Source organism: Psychrobacter sp. AOP7-C1-14 (genome assembly GCF_052376135.1).
GTDB lineage: Bacteria > Pseudomonadota > Gammaproteobacteria > Pseudomonadales > Moraxellaceae > Psychrobacter.
Genome location: NZ_JBQSVH010000001.1, coordinates 296534 through 317857, shown reverse-complemented (window position 1 = coordinate 317857; position 21324 = coordinate 296534). Strand labels below are relative to the sequence as shown.

Annotated in this window: 24 protein-coding genes; all 24 read left to right on the top strand. The window is 43.1% G+C overall.

Annotated features, from left to right (window positions below):
- Positions 1–23 precede the first annotated feature (23 nt).
- The 24 genes from ACT3QN_RS01320 (at position 24) to ACT3QN_RS01205 (ending at position 21010) form a co-directional block, all read left to right on the top strand.
- On the top strand, positions 24–215 hold the full coding sequence (locus tag ACT3QN_RS01320; protein WP_444528736.1) for a hypothetical protein: 192 nt from the start codon (positions 24–26) through the stop codon (positions 213–215).
- Between the two features lie 33 nt (positions 216–248).
- Complete coding sequence (locus ACT3QN_RS01315; protein ID WP_444528735.1) at positions 249–434, top strand: hypothetical protein; 186 nt, start codon at positions 249–251, stop codon at positions 432–434.
- 2 nt (positions 435–436) lie between these two features.
- Positions 437–745 carry a head-tail connector protein gene (locus ACT3QN_RS01310; RefSeq protein WP_444528734.1) on the top strand — a complete coding sequence of 103 codons (309 nt, stop codon included), beginning with the start codon at positions 437–439 and terminating at the stop codon, positions 743–745.
- Positions 746–777: 32 nt separating this feature from the next.
- Complete coding sequence (locus ACT3QN_RS01305) at positions 778–1017, top strand: hypothetical protein (RefSeq protein WP_444528733.1); 240 nt, start codon at positions 778–780, stop codon at positions 1015–1017.
- A gap of 5 nt (positions 1018–1022) precedes the next feature.
- The gene (locus ACT3QN_RS01300; RefSeq protein ID WP_444528732.1) at positions 1023–1379 is read left to right on the top strand and encodes a phage head closure protein; all 357 of its coding nucleotides are present in this window, start codon (positions 1023–1025) and stop codon (positions 1377–1379) included.
- 3 nt (positions 1380–1382) lie between these two features.
- Positions 1383–1886 (top strand): HK97-gp10 family putative phage morphogenesis protein, encoded by a 504-nt coding sequence (locus ACT3QN_RS01295; RefSeq protein ID WP_444528731.1) that lies wholly within the window; start codon positions 1383–1385, stop codon positions 1884–1886.
- Positions 1883–2245, top strand: a complete 363-nt coding sequence (locus tag ACT3QN_RS01290) for a DUF3168 domain-containing protein (RefSeq protein ID WP_444528730.1) — start codon at positions 1883–1885, stop codon at positions 2243–2245. The genes ACT3QN_RS01295 and ACT3QN_RS01290 overlap by 4 nt, the downstream gene beginning before the upstream one ends.
- Before the next feature lie 29 nt (positions 2246–2274).
- Entirely contained in the window at positions 2275–2772 is a 498-nt protein-coding gene (locus ACT3QN_RS01285) for a phage tail tube protein (RefSeq protein WP_444528729.1), read from the top strand.
- A 69-nt stretch (positions 2773–2841) separates the two neighbouring features.
- Positions 2842–3198: a phage tail assembly chaperone family protein, TAC gene (locus tag ACT3QN_RS01280; RefSeq protein ID WP_444528728.1), complete on the top strand. Its 357-nt coding sequence runs from the start codon at positions 2842–2844 to the stop codon at positions 3196–3198.
- An 86-nt stretch (positions 3199–3284) separates the two neighbouring features.
- Complete coding sequence (locus ACT3QN_RS01275) at positions 3285–3494, top strand: hypothetical protein (RefSeq protein WP_444528727.1); 210 nt, start codon at positions 3285–3287, stop codon at positions 3492–3494.
- A 71-nt stretch (positions 3495–3565) separates the two neighbouring features.
- Positions 3566–4279, top strand: a complete 714-nt coding sequence (locus tag ACT3QN_RS01270; RefSeq protein ID WP_444528726.1) for a hypothetical protein — start codon at positions 3566–3568, stop codon at positions 4277–4279.
- Positions 4280–4545: 266 nt separating this feature from the next.
- Entirely contained in the window at positions 4546–7770 is a 3225-nt protein-coding gene (locus ACT3QN_RS01265) for a hypothetical protein (protein WP_444528725.1), read from the top strand.
- Entirely contained in the window at positions 7760–8098 is a 339-nt protein-coding gene (locus ACT3QN_RS01260) for a phage tail protein (RefSeq protein WP_444528724.1), read from the top strand. Before ACT3QN_RS01265 ends, ACT3QN_RS01260 begins: the two co-directional genes overlap by 11 nt.
- A 51-nt stretch (positions 8099–8149) precedes the next feature.
- Complete coding sequence (locus ACT3QN_RS01255; protein ID WP_444528723.1) at positions 8150–8467, top strand: hypothetical protein; 318 nt, start codon at positions 8150–8152, stop codon at positions 8465–8467.
- On the top strand, positions 8467–9213 hold the full coding sequence (locus tag ACT3QN_RS01250; protein WP_444528807.1) for a phage minor tail protein L: 747 nt from the start codon (positions 8467–8469) through the stop codon (positions 9211–9213). Before ACT3QN_RS01255 ends, ACT3QN_RS01250 begins: the two co-directional genes overlap by 1 nt.
- A gap of 3 nt (positions 9214–9216) precedes the next feature.
- Positions 9217–9957, top strand: coding sequence for a C40 family peptidase (locus tag ACT3QN_RS01245; protein WP_444528722.1), 741 nt, complete (start codon positions 9217–9219; stop codon positions 9955–9957).
- A gap of 43 nt (positions 9958–10000) precedes the next feature.
- A complete protein-coding gene (locus ACT3QN_RS01240; protein WP_444528721.1) occupies positions 10001–10591 on the top strand; it encodes a tail assembly protein in 591 nt (196 codons plus the stop codon).
- A complete protein-coding gene (gene gpJ, locus ACT3QN_RS01235; RefSeq protein WP_444528720.1) occupies positions 10591–15480 on the top strand; it encodes a TipJ family phage tail tip protein in 4890 nt (1629 codons plus the stop codon). Before ACT3QN_RS01240 ends, gpJ begins: the two co-directional genes overlap by 1 nt.
- A complete protein-coding gene (locus ACT3QN_RS01230) occupies positions 15480–15662 on the top strand; it encodes a hypothetical protein (protein WP_444528719.1) in 183 nt (60 codons plus the stop codon). Before gpJ ends, ACT3QN_RS01230 begins: the two co-directional genes overlap by 1 nt.
- A 34-nt stretch (positions 15663–15696) precedes the next feature.
- Complete coding sequence (locus tag ACT3QN_RS01225) at positions 15697–16218, top strand: hypothetical protein (protein WP_444528718.1); 522 nt, start codon at positions 15697–15699, stop codon at positions 16216–16218.
- Positions 16218–16559 (top strand): hypothetical protein, encoded by a 342-nt coding sequence (locus tag ACT3QN_RS01220; RefSeq protein ID WP_371532178.1) that lies wholly within the window; start codon positions 16218–16220, stop codon positions 16557–16559. Before ACT3QN_RS01225 ends, ACT3QN_RS01220 begins: the two co-directional genes overlap by 1 nt.
- A 64-nt stretch (positions 16560–16623) precedes the next feature.
- Entirely contained in the window at positions 16624–17118 is a 495-nt protein-coding gene (locus tag ACT3QN_RS01215; RefSeq protein WP_444528717.1) for a glycoside hydrolase family 108 protein, read from the top strand.
- A gap of 441 nt (positions 17119–17559) precedes the next feature.
- The gene (locus ACT3QN_RS01210) at positions 17560–19188 is read left to right on the top strand and encodes a long-chain fatty acid--CoA ligase (protein ID WP_444522273.1); all 1629 of its coding nucleotides are present in this window, start codon (positions 17560–17562) and stop codon (positions 19186–19188) included.
- A gap of 463 nt (positions 19189–19651) precedes the next feature.
- Positions 19652–21010, top strand: coding sequence for an aminotransferase-like domain-containing protein (locus ACT3QN_RS01205; RefSeq protein WP_444522272.1), 1359 nt, complete (start codon positions 19652–19654; stop codon positions 21008–21010).
- Positions 21011–21324 lie beyond the last annotated feature (314 nt).

Genomic DNA, 21324 nt, shown 5'->3' with positions numbered 1-21324 from the left:
TGTCTTACTAAAAGGAGCAGGTCATGAAAGTTAAGTTTAAAGATGTTATGTGCATGGGTAACAAGACCTATAAAGCAGGTGAAGATGTTGAAGTCAGTGATATCGGTGGTCAACAACTCATTGACAGAGGCGATGCAGAATTAGTCAAAGATGATGACGATTCTGCAGCTAAGTCAAAACCAGCTGCCAAGAAATCCACCACCAAAGACGAGTAATTAATTATGTTTATACGTACTTTGAGATACACGATGGTTAATCGGATTTTTCGACAGAGTAATACTACTGTCGAAGCGGATGAGGCCGAAGGCAAGAAGCTAGTGCAAAAAGGCCATGCTGTTGAGGTCGACGCACCTCATGCTGAAGTAGTAAAAGCGGAAACGCTAAAACCCAAAGCAGCAGCCAAAAACGATACTAAAGAAGATAAGGCAGATTAATTATGGTCACACTCGAGCAGGTCAAGCACCAATGCCGCATCGAGCATGATGATGAAGATGTGCTGCTGGCTGGATATATAGCTGCTGCTCGTGACCATGTTCAGATGCACTTAGACCGGACCATTTACGAATTGGCGGTACCGGATGATGACCCTGATGGTGTTATCGACAATGCTTCCATTGATCAGGCGACTTTGCTAATGATTGGCCACTGGTATGCCCATCGTGAAGCTGTGTCTGAGTCATCTATGAATGAGATGCCGATGGGTACTTATTGTCTGCTACAGCCTTACCGCCGAATGGGAATCTAATATTATGTCATGTAAAGGATGCGAGGCACGCCGTGAGTGGATTAAACGAAGAGCCGATGAAGCAAGAGATCGCGCAAAGCGACTCATTGCCAAGCTTAATAGCGCTGGTGACCAAACTGGTCGAACAAAATAATGTGCTCATTCAGCAGTCCAGTGAGAAAGAAAAAATCATATTGCGACTGCTTGATCAGCACGATGAGATATTAAATCAGCTCGTTGAACAAGAAGATGATGACGATGAGCAGACGGGCTCAACCTTTTTAGATGGGTGAATGATATGGCAGTCAAGGCAGGCGAGTTAAGACATCGTGTCACTATCCAGAGCTACGTTAAAGGCGGCCGCGATGATGATGGGTATGAATTGCCATCAGAGTGGATATTCTACAAAAAAGCGTATGCCAAAATCACGCCGCTTTCTACTAAAGATTTACTTAGCGCACAAGCTGCAGACTCTGAAATAACGGCTCGAATGAAAGTCCGGTATAGCACTGGTCTTGATATCGATACGACAATGCGGGTGGTTTGGAAAGGTCGGCTATTTGCTATAGATAGCCAAGGTCTTGATGATGGCGATAGTGGCTTGGAATATACAACGTTCACTTTGTCAGGCGGTATAGAACAATTTAAGGATTAAGCCATGGCAAACGAAATTACTGGTCTTGACGAAGTGCAAGCAAAGTTACGTCAGCTTGGCAATCAACGTAAAGCCAAGAACGCTGCTGTTCGCTCATCACGCAAAGCAATGAACATTGTTAAAAAGGCGGCTGTGGTCAACGCCAAAGCGTTTGATGATAAAGATAGTCCTGAAAAGATTTGGAAGAACATTGTCACCAAGGCTGGTAAGACCAAAGGCGTTGATAATGTTGTCATGAAAGTTGGCGTAAAAGGCGGTGCAAAAAAGTACGGCACTAATGCAGACAATAGACGTGCAAATCGAATAGGGCGCACTTATCAGACGCAGGGCAGCAAAGCGAACTCTGGTGGTGATACTTGGTATTGGCGCTTCCCTGAATTTGGCACCGCGCATCAATCAGCAACACCGTTCTTGCGACCGGCACTAAATAACAATATGGATGCAGTCAAAATTGAGTTTACCAGAGCATACAAAGAAGAGCTCGATAAGGAGATTGCCAAACTATGAGCTTTTTACCAATATACCGCACGCTTAAAGCTGATATTGACTTGGCAGCGCTTATCGATGTCGAGAGCAAGGCGTTTGAAGATGTTGCACCGCAGGGCACAGCACCGCCTTACGTTGTGTGGCAAACAATCAGCGCTCAAGCAAATAATCACTTAGATGAACCCGCTAATTTTGATGATACACAGTACCAGCTAATGGTCTACGCAGCAGATGCTAAGACGGCCTATAACTTACGCGATGCTTGTCGAGTGGCGCTAGAAGTACAATCTTGGATATCCAATCCATCTATTAACTTGTACGACAGTAAAGCCAAGCTTTATGGCCGTGGCTTTGATGCCAATTGGATATTAGCGCGTTAACTATTTACCAACCACACTAGGAGCCAATCATGGCTAAGAAAGAAAAAGGTGTACTCGCACAGGGTACTAAAGTTTGGATTAAACATGGTGAGGATGATACGCCAATCCTTACTAGAATGGACTGTATTACTGGTATTGTGCTTGGTGATGACAGCCCGACTGAGATTGATGACACCTGTCTTGATGAGCCAGACTCTGCAACATCAACATATGGTCTCAATAAGCCCGGTGAAGGCTCAATCACCATTAATACTGATCCTAAAAACGCAACTCATATGACGCTACTGCAATTAGCAGAAGATAAAGAATTGGTTGAAGTTTATGTTGGATGGTCAGATGGTGTAGGTATTGAGCCAGAAATGGTGACGGCAGAAGTTACGCTACCTGAGACACGTACGTGGACAGTATTTACTACGCGATTAAGAGCGAGCCCTCCAACATTTGACGCTGACTCGCTGGTTAAGCACTCAGTGGGAATGAAACGCCAGACTAAAGCGGTTACTGAGTATAAGCTACCCACGCCTTAAATCAGTGAAAATATGAACGAATAATAGGCCCCTTAATTGGGGTCTAACTATTTTTAAAGGATTAGTGAAATGGCAAAGTATGAACTATCAGACGTTAAAGCAGGCAGCCTGGTTGGAGAGATACACGAAGATACGGTTGAGTTCTACCATAAAGGTGAGTTGTGCGAAGTTGATATCAAGTATAAGACACTCCCATTCGTAGAAAGCGATGCGCTTCACAAGCGAATGAATGACAATGAAGATGTTGCAGCAGAGTGGATTAGTAAAGCGTTAGTTGACGGAAGAGGCAAACAACAATTTACAGAGCACCAAGTTAAAACGGTTTTCATCCAGTCATTGGCAAATGCTATATTCAATAAAGTATGGGGGCTTGATAGCATAAAAAAGGCGATGAAGGAGCAGGCGGACGAGAAGAAAAAGGAATAATTGCTGGCGAGAATGAGCTTTTATTTGAGCTTGCGCTAGCTGGTATCGGTGGTAATACAATTCATCAGGTTAAAAGTAATCTTACAATGATTGAGATTAAGCAGTGGGCAGAGTATCGCTCAAGACGTGGTAGCTTAAACATTGGTCGACGTATCGAGCAAGCCGCGGCAAATATCATGAGCTTTGGTTATAACGTGAAAGTTAAAGCTGAGGATTGGATTGATCCTCTTGAGCTAATGCCACATGAAGATGATGTAGTCGAAACTTTTGAAGAACAGATTAAGGATACAAGCTAACAAATGTTGCCGAATTGTTTTTGATGATTTATAGTGAAGTCTTTATTGCGAAAAACCGTTAAGGACGAGGTATGTCGAAGCTCATTAAGTGTAAGAATTGCGGCGGTTTCATCGCTAAAAATACAGATTCCTGCCCTAGTTGTGGTGCTAAAGTTAACCGTACATCAGTTCTTACATGGATTGCAGTAATATTTATTGGGCTTATAGTGCTTTCGGCAGTGAGGGCTGTAACGTCTGATGAAGTGCCTGAAAGCAACACTGCTAGCGATGAACAAGTTTCATCTATAGATCAAGCAGCTGTACCGTCTTCAACGGATGATACTGATGCAGAAGTGTTATCTGAACCTGAAGTGATTACAAACAATTGGAAGTATAGTGAATCAGTAGATGAAATGCGTGGTACTACAACTTATACTGCTATAACCACATCTAGAAACAATGTACATCTAAGCTCGCCTTACACTGGCGGTACTGACCTAAGTATTGTTGTGAGACATAGCAATGATCTTGGCAACGAAGTTTTGATACTAACTAACAATGGCCAGTTATGGTGTGAGTACCGAAATTGTATAATGACAGTAAAGTTTGATGATAAAAATATTGAGGAGTACCCCATATCTAGAGCTGCAGGAGGTTCAAGCGAAGCAATGTTCTTGGATAACTCTGAAGACGTTTTTATAAACAAGCTCAAAGAGGCCAAAGTAACAATGCTTGAAATGGGGTTTTACAATAATGGCAATCAACAATTTACTTTTGATACTGCTGACTTGGATTGGCAACATTGATAAAATTATATCAATTACAAAGTGTTTTTAAATAAACAATGAAATACTCTCCACGCCGCAAACTACCCACTCAGCAACTCAACTGGGCACAGATATGGGTAAACAACCTGATTGAACATAGGTGTTGGTCATCTGTTGAAGTAATACCTATTGGTTATTACGTTTACTTATATTTAGACGACGAATAACAAGACAGCTAAACATATTAAAAAACCTCAGTCAGAAATGATTGGGGTTTTTTACTGCCCAAAATAAGGATTTCTACAATGGCAAGCACATCACTAGGTACGCTAACTCTCGACTTGGCAGTACGCCTAAGTGAGTTTACTGATGGTCTAACACGTGCTGAGCGTGAGACTCGTGACCGTACACAGGAGATGAGCGATTCTGTTGGCAAGTTTAAAGAAAAGCTAATAGATGATCTGAGTGGCACAGCTATTGGCGATGCTGTAGGTTCTCTTAACGAAAAGCTTTCTTCTATCACTGAGGCTTTCGGTGAGAGTGGTTTAGCGGGCGCAGCTGCAGTAGGTGCCGTATCTGTTGTAGGGTCGGTAGCTGCAATAGGTGCGGGTTTAGTAACGCTAGCATTGCAAACGGCGGAAGCGGATGAGCAGTTAGTAAGATTAGCAACAAGAGCAAAAACCTCAACGTCAAACCTACAGGTGTTAACAGCAGCAACTGCTGCGTATGGGTTAGAGATGGAAGGCGTCGGAGATATCCTGGCAGATGCTCAAGAGAAGCTAGGTGAGTTTAGTGCGACCGGCGGCGGTGGCTTGGTAGATACCTTAGAGCTGATGCAAAATGCAACCGAGAAGACGGATGCAGAGCTGGAGATATTTGGTAGAAGCCTATCTACTATGGATAGTGTGGATGCTATTCAAGCTGTAGTTAATGAAATGGAGCGGGCAGGCGCGACTACACAAGAAGTAAGATTTGTTACTGAATCGTTAGCGAGCGGCCTAGGTGACATCATACCGCTTTGGGACAACAACGGCGAAGCGTTACGGGACTATGAACGGGACCTTAACGAAGCAGGCGTAATCAGAACCAAAGAGTCTATAGAGCAATCTCAGATATTAGCAAATGAATTGGAAGGCTTGCAGATTAAGCTCGAAGGAGTTTCTAATCAGATTGTCACAAACACTTTGCCAGCTATGGTTGGTTTAATCGAATACATGAAAACAGGCACTACAGATGCTGACGGGCTTAGCGACAGCCTATCTTCTATGGGTTTAGTTGCAGCAGTTATAACAACGCCATTTATCGGATTGATGTCAGTATTCAAGCAAGTTGGAACTGTAGTAGCTGGCCTAATGGGTAGTATTAGTTCTTTATTTAGTCTTATGTCAAATGTGTTGTCCAACCCTTTTAAGGTCGGGACCTATCTTCAAGAGTATGCAAGATCTACAGGTCAGTTAGGTCAGTATATGGTAGAAGATATGAAAGCAGAAAGAGACAGGGCCGTAAGTTCTTTAGACAGTATTTGGAGCTCGCCTAGAGAGTTAGCCAATAAAGGAGCTGGCTTCTCTGCTCTTGTGCCTGGTGCAAGCATCGCTACTTATGGAGCTGGATCAGTAACTGAAGAGATAGTAGCGTCAAGAACAATGGCTAAAGCTGCTGAGGATGAAGCTAAGGAGCAAGAAAAGCTTGCTAAGGCCCGCGATAAAAATACAGCTTCTCTTAAGAAACAAGCAGAAGCACAAGCAAGACTAGTAGGTATTAGTGGAGACACTGGTATTGGGAGTGCTCACCTGCACATTCAGTATCGAGATAAAAGCCGTGCAGTTAGTCAGTCAGATATGGACAGATTCCGTGCTGGTGGTAAGAAGATCACTGACTATAGAAAAACGAGCGATTTTGGTCCACGTAACACAGGAATCAAAGGCGCATCTACAAACCATCGCGGTACTGACTTTGCTATACCTAAAAACACACCTATAACCACCAATGTGGCTGTTAAAGGTGTTAAGACTTGGAAAGACTCAAATGGCGGGGGTTATGTATCCACCATCACTTTTGAGGATGGTGTGGTTATTGACCTACTACATCAAATGCCAGGAGTCATGGGTGTTGAGAAAGGTGCAACAACTGGCAACTCTGCAGTAGATAGCGCAACATCTAAAGCACAAGCGATTGCGCAAAAAACTATGTCAGATGCTGAGCGCGAAAGAGAAAAGGCAGCTGCTGAAGAAAAACGGGCGCTCGAAGAGCTTGAGAGGGCTAAGTTGTCCATCACTCAAAAGTATGCAACCTATAAAGAGAAGATAGAAAGCGAGCATACCAATAACGTCATAGAAATCGAACGACTTTACGCTGAAGGATCTGGTGAACGCACTAAGTATTTAGCACGTGAAGAAGAGCGCTACGCAATAGAAAAAAATGCAGGATTACTCTCTATATCTGATAAATATTTCAGTGAAGAAGAGCGTATCCATGAAAATCATAGAAAAGCAATGAAGGTGATTGAAGAAACCTACATTGAAGATGATAGCGTTCGTCAGTATTACATTGACGCGCAAAAAGCTGCTTACGAAGAAGACTTGGCTAACTTCAAATTTACAGCCGAAGCCAAGGCGCGCGCCCAAGACAAAATGTATCAGTCGATTGCTAATAGCGCCCGTGCAGGTAGTGCGAATGCGCTTAGTACTGGCAAAGACAGTATGATGCAGCGCACATTGAGTGATGAAGACTACCAGCAGTGGCGCTTGAATCAGAACTATGTTGAAGGCTTTACTTCAATCAATAACGATTACAAGAATCGTGAGGCAGAAATAAATGCAGTCGATGAGCGCGGCAATGAGGCATTTCCTGAACTTGAACGGTTTGAGTTATTGGAGATCGCCAAGCAAGAGCACCTAGATAAGATGTGGGCGCTTGAGCAGGAGTATGCTTTAAAAGACCAGACGCTAGCAGAGCAGCAGACATCGCAGCGAATCGCTATGTATCAAAGCTTGTTCAGTGGCATTGCAGGATTGACCAAATCTTTTGCTGGCGAGCAGTCAACAGCATATAGAATCATGTTCGGCATAGAGCAAGGCTTTGCTATCGCTCAGGCAGCCATGGCTATTCAACAATCAATCGCTAAGGCGATGACTTTAGGCTATCCACAAAACATCCCAGTCATTGCTGAGACAGTTGGTCAGGGCGCACAGATCGTCAGCAATATTAAAAACATAACTATGGGTGGTATCGCTCACGGCGGGCTAGATTATGTACCTAAAGAGGCTACCTATTTATTGGATAAAGGTGAGCGGGTATTGTCACCACGACAAAACAAAGACCTTGCTAATTTTATGGCCAATGGTAGTTCGCGAAGTCAAAACAAGGTTACCGTTAATAATTACTCCAATGAAAAAGCTGATGTACAGACCACGCCTGATGGAGACACTATTGTGACTATTGGCAAAATGGTCGGGCAAATGGTGGACTCTAAAATATCAACGTGGGAGCGCAAAGCTAAACGCCAAGGAGGTTCATTGTATGGCACTTAAAACCTTTATCTGGTGCGTCAATGCAGGTGCTACACAAGACACTCAGCTCGTAACGAACAGCGTCAAGTTTGGTGATGGTTACGAGCAAGTATCCAGTTTTGGCATCAACAATGCGCGTACTGCTTGGCAGGTTGCAAAGACTGCTTATCTTACTGAAATTGACGCTATTTATGATTTTTTGATTGAGCATAAGGGCGTGACGCCTTTTTATCTCACTATCAACGGGTTGACCAAGACGTATCGAACCGAGGGTAATATCAACAAAACTCATGTAAGCGGTAAAGTCTGGCAAGTATCATTTAATCTAAAGCAAGTATTTATACCCTAACTTAGTAAATTATAACGCCCTCATTTGAGGGTTTTTTTATGGAGCAAGACAATGAGCAATCAAACATTTACCGGGATCAATGTAGTCGTTTTTCATCCTCAGTGGGGTGTGCCTATGGGTTTTCACAAAATTGCACGCGCTGAGCATGACTTGATTAGTAATAAGTCTCACATCATATTCGCAAGCTATTACAACCAAGCATCTGCTGAAAATGGTCTTGAAGCAATGGCTCACAATACCGTTGTTTTAGATAGTGCGATACTCGCTGATGAGCCGACGTTATTACAGACCGTCATTGATGCACCTGACAACATTATGACTGGCGGTACTATCGTGAGTGGCGCGGTCGCTACGGATGACGAGGTGTAATCATGCTCGAATCTGACTTGCAAAAACTATCGGTCACAGGACTGGTAACGCTCTATGAGCTAGATGCAACAAAGCTCGGTGCTGGCATTATGCGATGGCATGGCCATGTATCGTTTGAAGATTGGCAGATGATCAATCCTGATGTGACTACTGTTAAAAGCGATATCATCTGGCAAGGTCAGACCTACAACCCAATCCCAATACAATCAGATGGGCTTGAGATGCGCGGCGACGGTCGCGCATCAACGCCAAGCCTTGCTATTGCCAACAACCTCAACGGCTTACAAGGTGCAATCAGTGCCTTATGTCTCAGGCACGACGACTTTGCTGGCGCTAAGCTCACCGTCATCAATACGATGGCAAAATACTTAGACGCGGCAAACTTTGCTGATGGCAATCCACAAGCTTCAAACGAGTATCGTAAACAGCTTTGGTACGTTGAGCAAAAGACATCTGAGAACGCTAGTGCGGTCACGTTTGAGCTGTCAAACCCTGTCGATTTTGAAGGCGCACGCATACCAAGCCGTGATATCACCTCGTTTTGTCATTGGGCCGTACATGGTCGCTATCGTGGCCAAGAATGCGGTTATACCGGCACAGCCATGTTTACTGAAGATGGCACGCCAATTGACGATCCCTCAAAAGATAAATGCGGTGCTCGTTTGAGTGATTGCCGTTTACGTTTTGGTGATAACAATCCCTTGCCATTTGGCGGATTCCCTAGCTCCTCACTCATATCAGGATAACCCATGCTAACCAAGTCGATTAAAAAAGCGATCATTGCTCATGCTAAGCTTGATTATCCGCGTGAGGCTTGCGGTGTCATCGTCGGTAAAGAGTACATACCCTGTACCAACATAGCCGCTGATAACGCTCAGTTTGAGATATGCCCGATTGATTTGGTTGGCGCAGCTAAGGAAGGCGCTATCAAAGCCTACGTGCATAGTCATCCAGACGGTAGTACAGCCCCATCAATGCCCGATAAAGTTCAAATGAATCTACACGGTAAGCCGTGGGTTATCACCAATGGCATTGATGTTGAACTACACAAGCCTGATGGCTATCAAGCACCATTGTTGGGACGTGAATACCATCACGGGCTCATGGACTGCTACACACTCGTTAAAGACTACTATCAGCGTGAGCTTGGCATAACACTGAGTGAATACGAGCGTCAAGATGTATGGTGGGAATCAGCAGACAGCAAGCCCTTATATCTTGATAACTTCAAAGCTGAGGGCTTTATTGAGGTCGATACGATACAAGAGCACGATTTAATACTGTGCCGTCTTGGGCGTACTGAGCATGTGAATCATGCCTTGGTATTTATCGGTGATGGTCAGCTTGAGTCTGAGCGCACAGACGATGTGATCGGTGATAGCTTGATATTACATCACCCCTATAATCGTGAGTCGCTACGCGAAATATACGGCGAGCAATGGCAACGCCGAGCTGCTGTAATCATCAGACATAAATCACTAATTAAATAATACAGGTCGCTTAAATTAGCGGCTTTTTTTATGGACGCAATTTATGAAAACTATACACCTGCACGGCGTACTTGCTGACAAATTTGGTGATTTTTTTCGCTTAGATATCCAGTCCGCACGCGAAGCAACACACGCGATTGCCTCACAGCTGCCCGAATTTAAAATGTTTATGCTACGTGCTGAGCAAGAAGGTATGCGCTTTGCGGTGTTCGCTGATGAAATAAATGAGCAAGGCAACTTGGGCGAAAGCGAACTCGACAACATAACAGCAGCGAGTGTGATTCATATTGTGCCAAAGATTATGGGCGCAGGTGGCGATGCTTTTGGTTGGTTGCAAGTGATAGCAGGCGCTGCAATGGTCGTTGTTGGATTGGGGCTTACACCATTTACGGGCGGTACCTCGCTTGGGTTGGTCGGTGCAGGTGTCGGGTTGATGATTGGTGGTGCAGCCTCACTACTCATGCCAACGCCTGAACTTGGCGAGCAAGACGAGGACGGCAACCGTGCAAACTATGGATTCGGTGGTGCGGTAACAACGGTGGCTCAAGGCAACGTAGTAGGCTTGCCATACGGTGAGCGCACAGTTGGCGGGGCAATCGGTAGTGCAGGCATCTACACAGAGGATAATCAATAATGACAGCTATCGCAATTAAAGGCGCAAAAGCAGGTTCAAGTGAGTCACGCAAACCGTCTATCGCTAAAGACTCGGTGGCAAGTACCAGTACCGCTAAAATATTGTATATTCTAGGCGAAGGTGAGATTGCAGGTCTAGTTGATGGCGGCAAGTCGATATATCTTGATGGTACTCCATTACTCGATGATGCAGGTAATTCTAACTTTGATGGTGTGACATGGGATTTTCGTGCAGGTACTAATGAGCAGGAATACATCAAGGGATTCCCTGATGTCAGCAATGAGACACCTATCAATGTCGAACTACGCAGCACGCAGCCTTGGATTAAATCGTTTACCGATACTCAGTTATCAGCCGTTCGTGTGCGTCTCAAATGGAATCGATTATCTAAAACTGACCCACATAATGGCGATGTTAAAGGCTATAAAATCCAGTACGCGATTGACTTGCAAACGAATGGCGGCGCTTATGTTGAGGTTCTTAGCACCAGAATTGAGGACAAAACAAGCGCAGGTTATGAGCGCACACACCGTATTGACTTGCCAAAATCTACGACAGGTTGGCAGATACGTGTCAGACGTATTACGCCTAACGATTCTAGCGAGTATGTGCAAGATGATATGTTTATTGATGCCGTTGCTGAGGTCATTGATGTAAAATTGCGCTATCCAAACACGGCTCTGTTAGGCTTACAGTATAACGCTGAGACTTTTAGCGGTATTGCAAAGATGGCAGCTCGCATACGTGGCATGATTATACGTGTGCCTAGTAATTATGATGCTGAAGCACGTACTTATACTGGTATTTGGGATGGTACATTTAAAGATGCTTATAGCAATAATCCTGCATGGGTGTACTTTGATTTGTGCACTCAGTGGCGTTACGGTCTAGGTGAGCGTTTAGATTTAACGATGATTGATAAGTGGTCATTGTATGCACTTGGCCAATATTGCGATCAGATGGTGTCAGATGGTCAAGGCGGTTTAGAGCCTCGCTTTACATGTAATGTCTATCTACAAAAACAAGCTGACGCTTATCAGGTATTGCAGAACATCGCCGGCATATTCCGAGCCATGAGCTACTGGAACGGTGAGCGCATCGTACTTGATGCAGACGTACCACAAGACCCAGTTTATACATTCTCCCGCGCCAATGTCATCGATGGTAATTTTGAATATACTGGTACAAGAGCACGTGACCGGCACACACTAGCGAAAGTCGCTTGGGATAATCCGCTTAATGGGTTTGAGACCGAGTACGAGTATATCCGTGACGAAAAAGCAATGGCCAAATTTGGCGTTAAAGTGCTCGATTTGGCGGCATTTGGCTGTACCAGTCAAGCACAAGCTCAACGTGCAGGACTTTGGGCACTTAAAACTGAGCAGTTAGAGACACGCCAAGTATCGTTTGGTGTAGGTTTAGATGGTTTTATACCGCAAGTCGGTAACATTATTAATATATCAGATGAGCTGTTCGCAGGTCGTGCCAATGGTGGCCGTGTATCTGCTGTCAGTGAGGCTCAGTATGTTGTAACACTTGACCGTGATGTTGTGGCCAACACTGGTGACGTATTGATAGTCAATGGCGGTGGCGGTCAATCTGAGCGACGCACTATCAAATCAGTTGCTGGTCGTAAAATAACGCTTAATGCCGCATTTACCGCAGCCGAGAAAGAAAACGTCTGGGCGATTGAAACAGCTGATTTAAAGCTAATGCGCTTTCGCGTGATGTCGATCGCTAAAAATGACGAAACAACATTTGCAATCACCGCAATTCAGCATGAACCGCAAAAGTACGATGCCATTGATTTTGGTACAGACGTTAAGCCAACGGATATTACCATCGTCAATCCTGATGTGGTTGATGCACCAGCAAGTGTGACAATCACCAGTCGTCACCGCGTTGTGCAAGGCCAGACAATAGCAACACTCATTATTGCATGGGCGCAAGTTAAAGATGCGGTCGCTTATGATGTTGAATGGCGTAAAGACGACGGCACATGGGTGAAAGTACCACGTACAGGCAATGTTTCCGTCGAAATCGAAGGCGTTTACAGCGGTAACTACCTAGCACGAGCGCGCTCAGTATCAGCTTTTGATGTACAGTCACAGCCCACAACATCAGTGTTAACTGAGGTTAAAGGCAAGATTGGTTTACCACCTACCATCGTGGGCTTGACAGCAACCGGCATTTTGTTTGGCATGGAAATCAAATGGGGCTTTGCGAGTGGCTCAAGTGATGCGGCTTATACCGAGATTGAAACTGGCAGCGCACCGAATACCAACGTCAAGTTATTGGGCCAATACAGCTATCCAACGAACAGCCATACAGTGACAGGTTTACAAGGCAACCTATCTCAATCTTATCGTGCGCGTTTGGTTGATAAGCTAGGCTTTAAATCTGCATGGTCAAGCTGGGTAACAGCCACAACTGATGCAAGTGCTGATAAAGTCATGGACTTGATACAGGGGCAGATTGATGAAAGTGCGCTCGATGCAGCACTGCGCAGCGAGATTGGCAAGATTGATACTAACAAGACCTTGCTAGATAACGTGTCAATTGATGTGTCCAAAGCTAAAGCGGATATTACAGCAGCGCGTAATAAAGCCGATGAAGCTAAAACACTGGCTGACGCTAATAAAGTGGATTTAGTGGCCGTTAATAAAGCTGTGGCTGATAATAAAACGTCAGTCGATCAGTCGATAACAACTCTGACAAACAAAGATATAAGCCTCACAAACTTATATACCGCGTTGCAATCTGAGTATGCGACAAATAAAGCAAAAGTGACGCAAGATATTACGACATTGACCGATAACGCTACAAGTTTAGCAAGTCAAGTCAATACTTTAGATAGTGATTACAAGGGCAATAAGGCAGGCGTCACAAATAGTTTATCTACGTTAACAGCTAAAGATACTGCGCTCACGAACAGTCTAAACTCTTTGACATCAACCGTTGGCGGTCATACGTCTAGTATCAATGATATGCGTACAACAATAGCTGATAACACTCAGTCTATTGCTCAGACTAGAATAGATTTAACAGCAGATTTCAATAACCTAGAAATAGGCGGTAGGAACTTACTGTTAGATAGTAAAATTGAGCGAAACGCGTCTACAGCAACGACAAGCGAAGATGTTACGGCTGTCTATGTTATTAGCGATATGTCTAAAATAGAGAAAAATACAGATTATGTATTATCGTTTACATACCGTACATCTTCAAACGCTACAATATGCCAAGCAACTATTGTCAACAGGGGTGACAATAGAGGACTAAATTTCCCAGCAACAACAAAATGGACAAGAGGTGTTTTCAAATTTAGGATAAATGAAACTATAGGTGATAATTTTGCTGTGCGTTTTGATAACGAAGGCTCATCAAATGGATCAATGGCACATATAGGCATTATAGAGGCCAAACTAGAAAAAGGAACTACCCCTTCTGAGTGGACACCAGCACCTGAAGACGTAGAAAGTAATTTGGCTACCAATAAGGCTAGCATAAACTCATTAAGTGCTGTAGTTGCGAGTAACAACAGTACTATTGCAAGTACTGTTGAAACACTAAGAGCCGAAGCAGGGGCATTGAATTTAATCAGTGCAACACAAAGCGGTATAACGCTCACAAATAGCGGTAGTCGTCCTCCAGACTATGTATTTAGTACCAACATAGGTGTGACTGAAGAATATTATACGCTCAGTTTTACCGCTACATCAGATCGCAATTTGCAGCTATATAGCTACTTTTACAGCCCCAATTCCACGATTAGCGGGATTAACAACAGTGGGTATTCAACACCTAGTAACACTAGTGGTGATGGGCAGTCTATACACCAATTGAAGGCAGGTACACACCGATACTGGGTAACATGGAGACAATCAAAAGGCAACCTTGATACTATTAAGAGAGTTCTAGTAGGTCGCTTGTATGATGTAGGGGTGGTTAGCATAAGCGAAGCCCAGCTTGAGAAAGGTCAGTCTGTTAGTAACTGGACAGCTTCAAACATAGGTAACTTTGCTGCTTTACAAGAAACGAAAGAAGTAGTAAACAAACTGTCCGCGCAGTACACCCTTAAACTCGACGTTGGCGGCCGCATCAGTGGTTTCGGCCTTGCATCATCAGCAACTCAGTCTGATTTTGCTATCAATGCTGATAAGTTTTGGATTGCACCGCCTACTGGGTCGAGCAAAGGCAAAAGCCCATTTATGGTGCTAACGTCACCGCAAACTATCAATGGCACGGTTGTGCCCGCCGGTACTTATATGGATAGCGCGTTTATTCATAAAGCCGCCATTGATACCCTGCAAGTTAAAGATGGGGCGATAAAGTCAGCTCAGATTGACAACTTAGCGGTGACCAGCGGTAAGATTGCAAATCTAGCGGTTGATACTCTCAAGATAGCGGATTACGCTGTAACCGTGCCAAGAGTGCAATACACGGCAGCCGAGTACAATTTTAACGCCACAGGCACAGAGTTTGAAATTAATAGATTAACGCTAAACGCATCAGGCGGTACGGTCGGTATTAGTTTTGGTTTTGAGAAACTGACAGCTTCACAATTTGGCCTCAGTACAGGTGCGACTGTGGTTATCCGTATTCGAAGGGTTGGGACTAGTGCAGCACTACGCACTCTTGTATTTCCTTCTAAGTTCACGCCTACAGGGGACGTGAAAGTCTCTCAGTTCAACGGAAGTAGTAGATACACACTAGAATACAATCATAGGCTGTCATATGAATATGTATCCATTCCTGTTTATCTGGACACGCCACCAGCAGGCGACCAAACTTACATCGTGACAGTTGAAGGTTATGGTGTTAATGAAAACCAAGTAGGTGTCAGCATATCAGCAAGAACATTGCACTTAATGGGGGTTAAAAAATAATGGTTAGATTGTATATTTATCAAATTACTGATGGCTTGTTTTTATATGAAGATACAGGCCAAGCTAACTATGTTGTTGACGACCTAGGCGATGATAAAGACTTTACGCTAACATCGCCGCCTGATAGCGACCATCAGTGGTACTGGGTAGACAACAAATGGACAACCAGACCCGCCAATTAGGCGGTTTTTTTACGACTAAAATTTGAGGGCTCTTATGGACATCAAACAAACACTGTTAAGGATGTTTTTATTTAATAAATGGCTATGTAAATCGGAATCTGCCAGAAAAACAAGCAAAATACTTGCTAAATTTAAACGATACTTGGCTATCAGCATTACGTTTGCTGAGGCTGTCAATGCGCTATTTATACTGAGCTTTAGCCTTGTTTTCATCTACAACAAGGCTTTCGATACGGGTGGATTAGCAATGCCCAGCTATAGGGTTTTTGACTCAGTATCTATTTGGTGGTTTGTAGGATTTTTCGTTTTAGGTGTCCTACAAGTAATAGCAATGCTAGTGCCATCACTAAGAGCAGTTAAAGCCAGTGGACTTTGTCAGATAGCCTCATCATTGGCGTGGGGTGTGATCACAGGCGCTTACTATGCTGCACAACACGGCATGATAACACCGGCGACAGTCATCTTTAGCATATGGGCAGCAGCCATGTTTTTCACAGGCAATAAAATCATCAAGCGAGCGATCTTAAAAGAGCGAGTCACTACTAAGGAGGCGTAATGAGCTTGGCATCAGAGGTTATCACCTCATTCACTCCACAGGTAATATTTGGTATGTTTGGCGGATTTGTTGGCGGTATTTACGGTATCAACAAAAAGGGCTATGACGTAAAAATATCGATAATTCTAATTTTCACAGCGATTGTAGCAGGTAGCGCGATCGCTGAGGTACTACAAAAGAAATTTGGTCTGACTTACTTACTACCGCTTTGCTTAATATCAATTCCAGCAGGTGCGTTTTCTGGTTACTTGCTTGTTGCACTAGATATTGTAAGTCCAAAGTTTGCAGCGCAAGTTGCTGAAAAGATCGGTGAAAAGGTAGTTGAAAACATAGATAAATAATAAATCACATTAATCACAGCCTCAATCTTGAGGCTTTTTTAATGTCCAAAATAAGGTATAGGCTATGAGTATTTACGACATGATTTTTGATAGATTGATGGACCATGAGGGCGGTTACGTCAACCACCCTAATGACCCGGGCGGCGAAACCATGTATGGCGTTACCAAGCGAGTAGCGCAAGCTCATGGCTATTGGGGGGATATGCGCAAGCTGCCCAAATCGCTTGCAAAACAGATCACAGAGCAGTCATACTACAAATCTGTAAAGGGTGATCAACTAGATCGCTTAATTGCATGGCAGCTAACAGACGCTGCATATAACCACGGCAATCGCCAAGCCGTTAAGTTTTTACAGCGTGCGGTCGGTGCTAGTGCGGATGGTTTGATTGGTCCGCGTACACTCGCGGCAGTGGCAGCAATGGATAAAAACGATGTGGTATTATTATTCAATGCTGAGCGTATTGAGTTTTATACACGATTACGTACATGGCAAACATTTGGTCGCGGATGGGCCCGCCGTGTCGCGGGCAACTTACGATTTGCGGCATCGGACAATTAAGCTGTGACATGATTTTTGACAGCCTACCATCAAACACTATCACACGTAATCACATTCAATTTTCGTAAGTCATTGATATTATTAGGAGCGAATTTGATAGCGTTTGATAGAATGTGATGGTATCGGGTTCAACTCCCGCCATCTCCACCAAATATTAAAAATCCGATCACTTAGGTGGTCGGATTTTTTTTGTCTAAATTTTATGGTCGATTAAAAGAATAATGATATTGATGAACTCTTGGTAAGAAAATAAAGTTATTTATACAGATTAATCGTTAAATCTTTGAAATTGAGTCAGCATATTTAGGTGTCTATCAAGAACATAATATTAGCTTGTCTTAAAGAATAATTCTGATTATTCTTAATTGAAGCCTATTCTGAGCATTGGATGCTGCAGCAGCAAGAATAAGCGGATTTTCAAACAACTACAAGGAACGTATTATGTTAGGAAAAATGATGTATCAGCCGTTGCTGATCAGTGGCCTAATCGAACACGCTGCCCGTTATCATAGCGATACGGCAGTTCTGTCCAAAGAAGTCGACGGACAGATGACTCATACTAATTGGCTTACTGTCTCAGATAATTCAAAACGATTGGCCAATGCGCTAGCTGCACTGGGACTTAAATCATCAGAACGCATAGCGACTTTGGCTTGGAATAACCGTCGCCACTTAGAATCTTGGTATGCCATTTCAGGCAGTGGCATGGTTTGCCATACTATCAATCCACGTTTATTCCCCGAGCAGCTCAGCTATATTATTAATGACGCTGATGATCGCGTACTATTTTTTGATACTACTTTCTTACCGTTAATCATGGCTATCAAAGAGCATATCAAAGGTGTTGAACACTTTATTTGTCTAAGCGACCGAGACGATAGTGTTGCAGAAAAACTGCCTAATGTATTGTTCTTTGATGAGCTGTTAGCAGAAAACTCTACTGACTTTGACTGGCCTCAATTCGATGAAGGGACTGCCAGCTCTTTATGCTACACATCAGGCACTACGGGCAACCCTAAAGGGATTTTATATACTCATCGCTCTTCTGTGTTACATGCAATGTCATTATGTATGCCTGATGTCTCTGCTCTATCAGCACAAGACGTTTTGTTACCTGTAGTACCGATGTTCCATGTCAATGCGTGGGGCACTCCTTATGCCGCTGCATTAACTGGATGTTCTCTCATACTTCCTGGTCCCAATCTTGATGGTGACAGCCTGGTATCTCTCATCGATGATTGTCATGTCACGGTTGCTTTAGGTGTTCCAACGATTTGGCAAAGCTTATTGACCGCTGCCAAAGACAGAGCTAGTAAGCTTGATAGTATGACGCGTACCATCGTTGGAGGGGCGGCTTGTCCACCATCGGTAATCAAAACGTTCAGAGAAGATTTCAATTGCGACGCAATACATGGCTGGGGTATGACAGAAACCAGTCCACTTGGAACGATGAATCAAATAAAAGCCAAGCATAAATCGTTGAGTAAAGATGAGATTAATGCGCTGCGGAACTCTCAAGGTCGTCCACCTTACGGCGTTCAACTTCGACTCATAGATACTGACGATCCGCTACAGCGAGTTAAAGAAGATGGTATGTCTCAAGGTCGTCTACAAATTAAAGGGCACTGGATTATCAATGATTACTACACAGAAAATCCTGATGCGATAACTGAAGACGGTTGGTTCGACACAGGAGATATTGCTACTATTGATGCCGATGGCTATATAAATATCCGTGATCGCTCAAAAGATTTGATTAAATCTGGTGGGGAGTGGATATCGTCAGTAGAGCTAGAGAATATCGCCGTCGCACATCCGGAGATAAGAATGGCAGCCGCTATTGCTGCAAAGCATAAGAAATGGGGTGAGCGTCCAGTACTGATTGTGGTGAAAGAACCAGATTCGGCGCTAGATGAGTCGCAAGTGCTGAGCTTTTACGAAGGTAAAATCGCCAACTGGCAAATGCCCGATAAAGTCATTTTTGTAGAAAACATCGTACTGAATGGCGCTGGGAAAATGGTTAAAAAAGACTTGCGTGATAACTATGGTAACGTATTAGTAGACATGTGATGGTGTGTTTTTAAAGTTGTATATTTGATATCTCAAATTAATAGACCGCTCTAACTATAAGATAGGGCGGTTTTTTTTGATATATATTTCGATTTTGTGAATCTTTAGTATTGTGTTATCTCAATAAAGTCACGTGTAAGTACTAAACATCATCAGGTTCGCAAATTTTTCTGAGATGACTGACTGTATTAATATTAGAGGGAATACTTTTCCAGTATTTTCTTTCTTTTATAAATAATATTGAGATTAACTTAAAGCATTTTGTTTTGTTACTTAAATAGAGATTATATTATTATCTTTAGCTGATTTACACTTTATGAAACACTAATTTTTAAGTATACACATAGGTCTGCTCAGAGCTGATTGAAGTAAAGTGATAAATGTCACACTCATATATTAAAGAAGTATAATTGCAGCAATCTATTATAGTAGCGAGTGAGACTTATGTTCAAAATGGAGCTCGATGGTGAAAAAATTTGAAGAAATTTGCTTGCTCGTGATTGATGATATTAAGTTTGGACGAAAAAAAGTGGGGGACAAAATACCTTCCATTCGAGCCATGGCAGAAAAGCACAAGGTGTCTAAAAATACCGTGGTCACGGCTTATAACATTTTACTTGAGCAGCAGTGGATCAAAGCGCTGCCTAAATCGGGGTTTTATGTTGGTGAAGATTTGTCCAGTGCACCGCTGCTCAACTCAGCCCCGTTTTATACAGGCGTTGACTTATTGGAACAGCAAATGGTTAATCAGTCGCATCATAAACCTGGTGCAGGCCGTTATCCTAAAGAGTACATGGATAAGCTAAACCTAGAGCGCTATTTGGGTCAGGCCAGTGATAGTGCTGAAGTGGCACACTTCGATCGTGGTAACGGCGATCCAGCTGGCAATGTATTGCTTCGAGGGCTGCTGGCCGATATTCTAAGCAAGCGTGACTTAAAGGTTGAGTCGCAAAATATACTATTGACCTACGGTACCAATCACAGTTTGGATTTGATCATTAGACAGTTTTTGACCAAAGGCGATCATGTGATCATCGAGTCTCCTGGATATTATCCGCTATTTAGTAAGCTTGAGTTACAACATGTCGGTATCAAAGCCATTAAGAGAACTCGGTTTGGTTTGGATGTAAATAATTTAGAATCCATTATTCTTCAATTTCAGCCTAAAATTTTATTTTTGCAGCCTTTTGCGCAGAACCCGACGGGGACAGACTTGACGGTCAAAAATATGGTGGACATTGAAGCAATATGCATTAAGTATAATGTGCTTATTGTGGAAAATGATCCCTTTTTATTGGCAAGAGACGGCGCTGCCAGTTATTTTTTTAATCAAGATTGCTCCGTTATTTACGTCAGTAGTTTTTCCAAGACAGTGTCGGCGTCAATCAGATGTGGCTTTATCGTTGCCTCTCAGGCTGTGATCAAATCGCTCACGCGGCTCAAAATGATCACTGTCATCAACACTTCATCTATCATGGAAAACATCCTCAATCATCTGATTACTAGTGGTGCGCTAATCAATCACTTACAAGCGCTTAGATACTTGTCTGCCAATAAATCAGCCACTGCTATCACTGCGCTAAAAAAAATTGAGGGTCTCACGCTTTATCCGCACAATTCCAGCGGTAATTTTTTATGGTTTCGTATTCCTATGGATGATAAAAAAGCTGTCAATGATGCCAAAAATAATAATATTTTCATCGCCCCAGGCAATCTTTTCTTTCCGTCCAACCCTACTTATTTTGCGCTAAGAGTAAATAAATTTTATATAGACAAAGCGACGGTCAAGTTCATTAAAACGGTTATATTTAATAATCATTAAATTATATGTTTGCGTATAAATTAAAACTGTTTCTTTTGTATTTAATAAGATTGTAAGTACTTTCGATACAATGCGATTAAACGTCATTAAAACAAATCTTCTTGTATTTCCTTAAAGTTTGCGGATATTAACAGATATTTCTGCAAACCTATTTAGTTAGTTATATCTCATACCTTTCCAATCACCACCTGCCTTAACACAAAAAAATGTATTGAAAATGGGTACAGTTTTCTATTGGGAAGCCTGTCTGTACCCTTGGAAATATACAGTACCCATGATACTTCTATTGTAGTTGATACTAGTCATTTTCTTAT

Excerpts from the sequence above, each read along its gene's own strand:
- ACT3QN_RS01320 (WP_444528736.1), top strand. The coding sequence starts at position 24 with ATGAAAGTTAAGTTTAAAGATGTTATGTGCATGGGTAACAAGACCTAT.
- ACT3QN_RS01315 (WP_444528735.1), top strand. The coding sequence starts at position 249 with ATGGTTAATCGGATTTTTCGACAGAGTAATACTACTGTCGAAGCGGAT.
- ACT3QN_RS01310 (WP_444528734.1), top strand. The coding sequence starts at position 437 with ATGGTCACACTCGAGCAGGTCAAGCACCAATGCCGCATCGAGCATGAT.
- ACT3QN_RS01300 (WP_444528732.1), top strand. The coding sequence starts at position 1,023 with ATGGCAGTCAAGGCAGGCGAGTTAAGACATCGTGTCACTATCCAGAGC.
- ACT3QN_RS01295 (WP_444528731.1), top strand. The coding sequence starts at position 1,383 with ATGGCAAACGAAATTACTGGTCTTGACGAAGTGCAAGCAAAGTTACGT.
- ACT3QN_RS01290 (WP_444528730.1), top strand. The coding sequence starts at position 1,883 with ATGAGCTTTTTACCAATATACCGCACGCTTAAAGCTGATATTGACTTG.
- ACT3QN_RS01285 (WP_444528729.1), top strand. The coding sequence starts at position 2,275 with ATGGCTAAGAAAGAAAAAGGTGTACTCGCACAGGGTACTAAAGTTTGG.
- ACT3QN_RS01280 (WP_444528728.1), top strand. The coding sequence starts at position 2,842 with ATGGCAAAGTATGAACTATCAGACGTTAAAGCAGGCAGCCTGGTTGGA.
- ACT3QN_RS01275 (WP_444528727.1), top strand. The coding sequence starts at position 3,285 with ATGATTGAGATTAAGCAGTGGGCAGAGTATCGCTCAAGACGTGGTAGC.
- ACT3QN_RS01270 (WP_444528726.1), top strand. The coding sequence starts at position 3,566 with ATGTCGAAGCTCATTAAGTGTAAGAATTGCGGCGGTTTCATCGCTAAA.
- ACT3QN_RS01265 (WP_444528725.1), top strand. The coding sequence starts at position 4,546 with ATGGCAAGCACATCACTAGGTACGCTAACTCTCGACTTGGCAGTACGC.
- ACT3QN_RS01260 (WP_444528724.1), top strand. The coding sequence starts at position 7,760 with ATGGCACTTAAAACCTTTATCTGGTGCGTCAATGCAGGTGCTACACAA.
- ACT3QN_RS01255 (WP_444528723.1), top strand. The coding sequence starts at position 8,150 with ATGAGCAATCAAACATTTACCGGGATCAATGTAGTCGTTTTTCATCCT.
- ACT3QN_RS01245 (WP_444528722.1), top strand. The coding sequence starts at position 9,217 with ATGCTAACCAAGTCGATTAAAAAAGCGATCATTGCTCATGCTAAGCTT.
- ACT3QN_RS01240 (WP_444528721.1), top strand. The coding sequence starts at position 10,001 with ATGAAAACTATACACCTGCACGGCGTACTTGCTGACAAATTTGGTGAT.
- gpJ (WP_444528720.1), top strand. The coding sequence starts at position 10,591 with ATGACAGCTATCGCAATTAAAGGCGCAAAAGCAGGTTCAAGTGAGTCA.
- ACT3QN_RS01230 (WP_444528719.1), top strand. The coding sequence starts at position 15,480 with ATGGTTAGATTGTATATTTATCAAATTACTGATGGCTTGTTTTTATAT.
- ACT3QN_RS01225 (WP_444528718.1), top strand. The coding sequence starts at position 15,697 with ATGGACATCAAACAAACACTGTTAAGGATGTTTTTATTTAATAAATGG.
- ACT3QN_RS01220 (WP_371532178.1), top strand. The coding sequence starts at position 16,218 with ATGAGCTTGGCATCAGAGGTTATCACCTCATTCACTCCACAGGTAATA.
- ACT3QN_RS01215 (WP_444528717.1), top strand. The coding sequence starts at position 16,624 with ATGAGTATTTACGACATGATTTTTGATAGATTGATGGACCATGAGGGC.
- ACT3QN_RS01210 (WP_444522273.1), top strand. The coding sequence starts at position 17,560 with ATGTTAGGAAAAATGATGTATCAGCCGTTGCTGATCAGTGGCCTAATC.
- ACT3QN_RS01205 (WP_444522272.1), top strand. The coding sequence starts at position 19,652 with ATGGTGAAAAAATTTGAAGAAATTTGCTTGCTCGTGATTGATGATATT.